This is a genomic window from Nocardia sp. NPDC050799 (genome assembly GCF_040654015.1).
Lineage (GTDB): Bacteria > Actinomycetota > Actinomycetes > Mycobacteriales > Mycobacteriaceae > Nocardia.
Window position 1 is genome coordinate 1 of the sequence record NZ_JBFAHF010000082.1, and the last position, 6,139, is coordinate 6,139.

Annotated in this window: 5 protein-coding genes; 2 read left to right on the plus strand and 3 right to left on the minus strand. The window is 68.5% G+C overall.

Annotated elements, in window-relative coordinates; translation table 11 throughout:
- Both AB0H42_RS35300 and AB0H42_RS35305 read left to right on the plus strand, forming a co-directional pair.
- The coding region (locus AB0H42_RS35300; protein ID WP_357064140.1) for a hypothetical protein at positions 1 to 185 on the plus strand (185 nt) is incomplete at its 5' end.
- A 103-nt stretch (positions 186 to 288) separates the two neighbouring features.
- The gene (locus tag AB0H42_RS35305) at positions 289 to 3,306 is read left to right on the plus strand and encodes a Tn3 family transposase (protein ID WP_357064143.1); all 3,018 of its coding nucleotides are present in this window, start codon (positions 289 to 291) and stop codon (positions 3,304 to 3,306) included.
- 25 nt (positions 3,307 to 3,331) lie between these two features.
- Here AB0H42_RS35305 and AB0H42_RS35310 read toward each other — a convergent pair whose 3' ends face one another.
- Genes AB0H42_RS35310 through AB0H42_RS35320 form a run of 3 tightly spaced genes read right to left on the minus strand, consistent with a single transcriptional unit; the run spans position 3,332 to position 5,825 of the window.
- Entirely contained in the window at positions 3,332 to 3,715 is a 384-nt protein-coding gene (locus AB0H42_RS35310; protein ID WP_357064146.1) for a DoxX family protein, read from the minus strand.
- Positions 3,712 to 4,635: an RNA polymerase sigma factor SigJ gene (gene sigJ / locus AB0H42_RS35315; RefSeq protein WP_357064149.1), complete on the minus strand. Its 924-nt coding sequence runs from the start codon at positions 4,633 to 4,635 to the stop codon at positions 3,712 to 3,714. The genes AB0H42_RS35310 and sigJ overlap by 4 nt, the downstream gene beginning before the upstream one ends.
- A complete protein-coding gene (locus AB0H42_RS35320; protein WP_357064152.1) occupies positions 4,632 to 5,825 on the minus strand; it encodes an FAD-dependent oxidoreductase in 1,194 nt (397 codons plus the stop codon). Before AB0H42_RS35320 ends, sigJ begins: the two co-directional genes overlap by 4 nt.
- Positions 5,826 to 6,139: the final 314 nt, after the last annotated feature.

Below are 6,139 nucleotides of genomic sequence, written 5' to 3' on the forward strand. Positions count from 1 at the left end.
TCGACTCCTCCGACACGACAATCCTTTCCGCTGAAGCAGGCCGCCTCAGCTTGTCGGATCACCGCCCCGCCCACAAGATCGCTGACAGTCCCGCCCCGGCGGGAGTAGCGGAGTATCCGGTCACATCGACTGCCCTGATGGGGGTTCCGGTAGTAATCGCCGAAAAACCAACGGATTTGGCGTAGCCGCAGCTGGCCGCCGGTGAGGCCTTGGTTCGGCCTGCGATGTAGGCGGTCTACTGGTTGGCTTGGCTCCCAACGCTATTGGTTGGTGTGGGAGGTCGGTTTCGTGGCGACGCGGGTGTTCGCGGATGAGGAGTTGGCGCGTCTGCGGGAGTTTCCGGAGATCGGCCGTGAGGAGTTGTTCCGGTTCTTCACGCTCTCGCCGACGGATCTGGCGTTCGTCGATCCGGGGCGCGGTCGTGGTCCGGCTGATCGGCTCGGTATCGCGATCGCGTTGTGCACGTTGCCGTGGTTGGGTTTCGTGCCTGATCGCGTGGTGACCGCGCCGCCGGTCGCGGTAGCCAGGTTGGCCGAACAGCTGCGTGTCGACGGTACCGAGATCCGTTCCTACGGCCGCCGTGCCCAGACCCGCACCGACCATCTGCGCCTGGTCGCCCAGTACCTGGGGTGGCGGGCGGCCGGTTCGCTCGAACTCAAGGAACTCGACGAGTTCCTGCTCGCGCGGGCGATGGAACACGATTCGCCGACCCTGCTGTTCCGGCTCGGGTGTGAGTACCTGATCTCGGCGCGGGTGATCCGCCCCGGCCCGGTGAGCATGGTCGAACGCATCGCCCACGCCCGCGAGCAGGCCCAGCGCGAGACCTACGATCGCCTGGCGCATGAGTTCACTCCGGCGCGCTGCGCGGAGCTGGATGCGCTGCTGGTTACCGATGCCTCGCTGGGGGTGTCGCGGTTGCGGTGGCTGTCGACCGGGCCGGTGGAGGCGTCGGCGGCCGCGGTGCGCGCCGAGGTCGACAAGCTGGCGTTCCTGCGCGGCCTGGGCGCGGACCGCCTCGACATGTCGGTGCTGCCCGCCGAACGGCGCCGGTTCCTGGCCACGATGGGACGCCGGTTGACCCCGCAGGCGCTGGAACGCCGCGATCCGCAGCGCCGGTACCCGATCCTGCTCACCGTGTTGGCCCAGTCCGGCACCGACGTGCTCGATGAGGTCGTTGCCTTGTTCGATCAGGCGATCTCGGCGAAGTTCGGGGCCGCCGAACGTCGGATGCAGGCCGAACTCGCCGAACGCGGAAAATCCGGAGAAGACCGCCAGGGGTTGCTCGACGACCTGCTGGCCATCCTCACCGATCCGGCGGTGGCCGATGAGGAGATCGGCGCGTTGATCCGCGGGGAGAAAATCGGCTGGGGACGCCTGCGGGCAGCGATCGCACAGGCCAAGCCCCGATTGCCGCGTGATCACGGCCATCTGGCCGCGCTGGATTCCTCCTACAACTATCTGCGTCAGTTCACCCCCGCCGTGCTCGCGTCGGTGGGTTTCGCCGGCGGGACCGCGGCGTCCGAGCTGCTGATCGCGGTCGCGATGTTGCGCGAGCTCAACGCGACCGGGCGGCGAAGGGTGTTCGAGGAGGCCCCGACCGGTTTCGTGCCGACGAAGTGGCGCGGCTACCTCGACCAGGCCCGCAAGTCCGGCAGCGCGACCGCGTATCGGCACTACTGGGAGCTGTGCGTGCTGCTCGGGCTGCGCGACGGCCTCCGCAGCGGGGACGTGTTCGTGCCCGGTTCACGCCGGTACGCCGATCCGGCCGCCTACCTGCTCACCAGCGACCAGTGGGAACCACAGCGGGCCGAGTTTTGCCGCCTGGTCGGGCGATCGGCCGCTCCCGGCGTCGCCCTGGCCGGCGTGGTCGACGAGCTGCACACCGCGGTCGGTGAACTCGATCAGGTACTTGCCAAAGGCTCGGGGCCGGTGCGCTTGGACGACGAGTCCGGGGATCTGGTCATCTCCCCGTTGACCGCCGAGGATGTGCCCGCCGAGGCGATCGCGCTCAAGGCCGAGCTGACCGAGATGCTGCCGTTCGCGCCGATCGTGTCGCTGTTGATCGAGCTGGACAAACGCACCGGCTACCTGGACTGCTTCACCCACGCCGGCGGCCAGGCCACCCGCACCCCGGAGCTGAAACGCAACCTGATCGCGGTGCTGCTCGCGCACTCGACCAACCTCGGGTTGACGCGGATGGCCGAAGCTTGCGGCATCTCCTACGACATCTTGTCCTGGACCGACGAATGGTATGTGCGTGAGGAAACCCTGCGCGCGGCCAACCTCGCGATCATCGACTACCACCAACGGCTCCCACTGACTCCGGTGTTCGGCACCGGGACCTTGTCGTCGAGCGACGGGCAGCGGTTCCCCACGCGCGGGAAATCCACCACCGCCCGGCCGATGAGCCGCTACTTCGCCGGTGAGGGGCTGTCGACCTACACCCATGTCACCGACCAGCACGCTACCTACGGCACGAAGGTGATCGTGGCGACCAAACGCGAAGCCCACTACGTGCTCGACGAGATCCTGGGCAATGCCACCGATCTGCCGATCACCGAACACGCCACCGACACCCACGGGGTCACCCTGGTCAACTTCGGCCTGTTCGACCTGCTCGGTATGCAGCTGTCCCCGCGCATCCGGGACCTTGGCCGCATCACCCTCTACCGGCCGGGCCCGCGTGGCGAGGCCGAGGCCCGGTTCCCGCACGCGGGCCCGCTGATGACCCGCAAGGCCAACCTGGAGTTGATCGCCGAGCACTGGGACGACCTGCTCCGGCTGGCCGGCTCGCTGAAGTTCGGGCACGCCACCGCGTCCCTGCTCGTCGGCAAGCTCTCCGCCTCGGGCCGTCAGAACACCCTGGCCGCCGCGCTCAAGGAGTACGGGGCGTTGCGGCGCACCATCTACGCCGCGAAGTACCTCTCCGATCCGGACTACCGGCGCAAGATCACCCGCCAGCTCAACAAGGGCGAATCCCTGCACGCACTACGCCGGGATCTGCTCTACGCCCACGAGGGCATGATCCGGGCCCGCCAGCTCGCCGACCAGACCGAGCAAGCGTGGTGTCTGACCCTGGCCACCAACGCCGTGATCGCCTGGACCACCGAGTATTACGGGCTCGCGGTCGAGCAGATGCGCCGGGCCGGGCAACGCATCGACGACGAGGTCCTGGCCCACATCAGCCCCGCCCACAGCGCCAACATCAACTTCTTCGGCGCGATCGAAGTCGACATCGACGCCGAACTGGCCGCACTCGGCCCGACCGGCTACCGGCCGCTACGGGTCCGCGACACCCTGTTCTGACCGGCGTTTCGGCCGCTGAGGCCGATCAGCTGGTGAAAGGTGCGGGCCCGAACCGGCCCACGGCCACGAACACAGCCATGGCCAGATACGCCAGGTCGCCCACGATCGACCACCGCTCGCCGCGGCGCACGCGCATGAGCGTGGCCCCGGCGAACAACAGGGCCACGGCGACGGCGGTGACCGGCACCATGATTGGCGCGATATTCAGTACCGCGGGCAGGATCAAGCCTGCTGCCCCCAGAAGATCGAGAACGCCGATAGCCCGGATCGTGTTGGGGCTGAAGTCGAGGACCCATGCAGCGCTGGTGCCGGTGGCGGCGATCTTCTCGCGCGGAATGATGATCTTTGCCGAACTCACCGCAAGGGCTGCTGCCAGCAGTCCGGTCACGATCCAGAGGGCGGTGTTCATGAGTTTCTCCGTGAGTTGAGGTCGCGTGCGATGGCGCGCGGGACGGTGAGGGCGGCGAGCTTGTCGGGGTTGCGGATGCCGTAGAAGTTGGCGATCTTGCCGTCGACGAACTCGATCACCGAGACGGCTTCGAGGGTCTGGCCCCGGTAGATCGCGATCGCGGGCTCGTGGTTGTAGGTGACGATTTCGACCCGCACGCTGGAGATCTTGTGGGCTGTGCGGAAGACGCCGATGAGGATCTCGGCGACCTGCTGCGCGCCGGTCGCCCGCAGCGCCGCAGCGGAGGCCTTGCCGCCGCTGTCGGTGGTCCAGGTGGCGTCCGGGGTGAGCATCGCCAGCAGGCCGTCCATATCGCCGGTGGTCGCCGCGGTCATGAACCGGTCGGTGAGTTCGGCGGTCCGGGCGGTGTCGACGGGCCCGAACCGGTTGCGCCGGGCCTGCACGTGGGAGCGGGCGCGGTAGGCCATCTGGCGCACCGCCGCGACGGATTTGCCGACCGCCGCGGCGATGTCGTCGTGGTCGAAACCGAACACCTCGTGCAGGACGAACACCGCGCGCTCGTCGGCTGTGAGTGTCTCCAGCAGCACCATCATGCCCATCGATACCGATTCGGCGAGCACGACGTCGGTCAGGGCGTCGGTGTCGGTGAGCAGCAGCGGCTCGGGCAGCCACGGGCCGACGTAGTCCTCGCGCCGGCGGGCGCCTGCCCGCCGGGTGTTGAGCGCCTGACGGGTCACCAGTTGCGCCAGGTAGGACTTGGTGTCGCGCACCGTCTCCAGGTCCACCTGGGCCCACCGCAGGTAGCTGTCCTGGAGCACGTCGTCGGCTTCGGTGGCCGAGCCCAGGATTTCGTAGGCGATGGTGAACAACAGGGGGCGCAGATGGGTGAAACGGTCGGCGTGGGCGTCGGTGGTGCTCATGAGTTGGGCACCATATCGGGTTGGCGGACCGGCTGGGCGGGGCGGTTGCCGGTTCCCTTGATGGTGGGGAACGAGCCGGGCTTGCGGGCCTCCTTCTGGATTCCGGTCACTGTGCCCTTGCAGACCTCTTCTTTGACCCACGCCCCGATCCGGCCGCCGAGGTGGAAGTTACGGGCAGTGTCGTCGCGGCGGCTGAACTGCACGGTGCCCGCGCGGCGGCCCAGACTGATACCGGTCCCGACGAACCCCACGTTCAGCACGGCGGTCCGGGTGCCGTCGATGCGGGCCAGCACGGTGTCGGCGGCGTGGGCGCCGAGCGGGCCGGCGGCCTGGCAGCTCATGCGCAGCGGCTGCCCCGAGGGTGCAGCCGCGTCACCGGCGGCGATGACGCGATCGTCGTCGATGCTGATCAGCGACTCGTCGGTCAACAGCCGCCCGATCGGATCGGTGCGCAGACCGCTGCGAGCGGCCAGTTCGGGCACCCCGAACCCGGCGGTCCAGACCGCGACCGGGCTGGGCAGCACGGTGCCGTCGTCGAGCACCACCCGATCCGGCCACACCTCGGCCACACGCGCGGTCTCGAGCACCTCGACCCCGTGCTTGGTCAGCCACTTGGTGATCGAGCGCCGCGCTGGTTCCAGCACCGACGGCGCCAGCTGTCCACCGCCGATCAGCGTGACCGCGTGGCCCTGCTCGGCCAGCTCGGCGGCGGTCTCGATCCCGGTAGGCCCACCGCCGATCACGGTGATCCGGGCATCGGCGGGCAGCGCCTCGACGGCGGTGCGCAGCCGCTGCGCGTGCTCGAATTCGGCGATCGGGTACGCGAACTCGGCCGCGCCGGGCACCGACGCGGGTGTCGCCGCGGTGCTGCCGACCGCGTAGACGACGTAGTCGTAGTCGAGCGCAGAACCCGACGTCAATTCCACTGTCCTGGCGGTCGTGTCGATACGGATCGCGTTGTCGACGACCAGCCGCACCCGCTCACCGAGCATCGCGGCGAAATCGACGGCCGCCGCACTGGTTCCAGCCACCAACTGGTGCAACCGGATCCGCTCGACGAACTGCGGGCGCGGGTTGACCAGAGTGACCTCGATATCGCTACGCGCCTGCAAACGGTTGGCCGCCACAGCGCCGGCGTAACCGCCGCCGATCACGACGACCTTGGTGGTGGTGTTGTTGTTTTCAGTCATGCCCCTGAGACACCGCAGACCCCGCAACCCATAACGAGACATGACGCGCGTCACATTGCCGCGCATCGTTGGCAACCTGGACACGTGCGCGTTGATGCTGGCCCGCGGCACACACGGCAAACACAATCCACAGTCGATGTTGCCCCGGATAGTGGGCTGTTATCCGGGGTAGCATCGGAAGCGGCCTGCGGCGATCCCGTCGCGGCACGACATGAAGCGGCCCCGTTATCCGGGGCAAGCCGGAGAAGGGATCCGATGGCCGCGAAGGTGACCTGGCTGCGCACCGCGGCGCCGCGCACCCTGCGCTCGTCCGC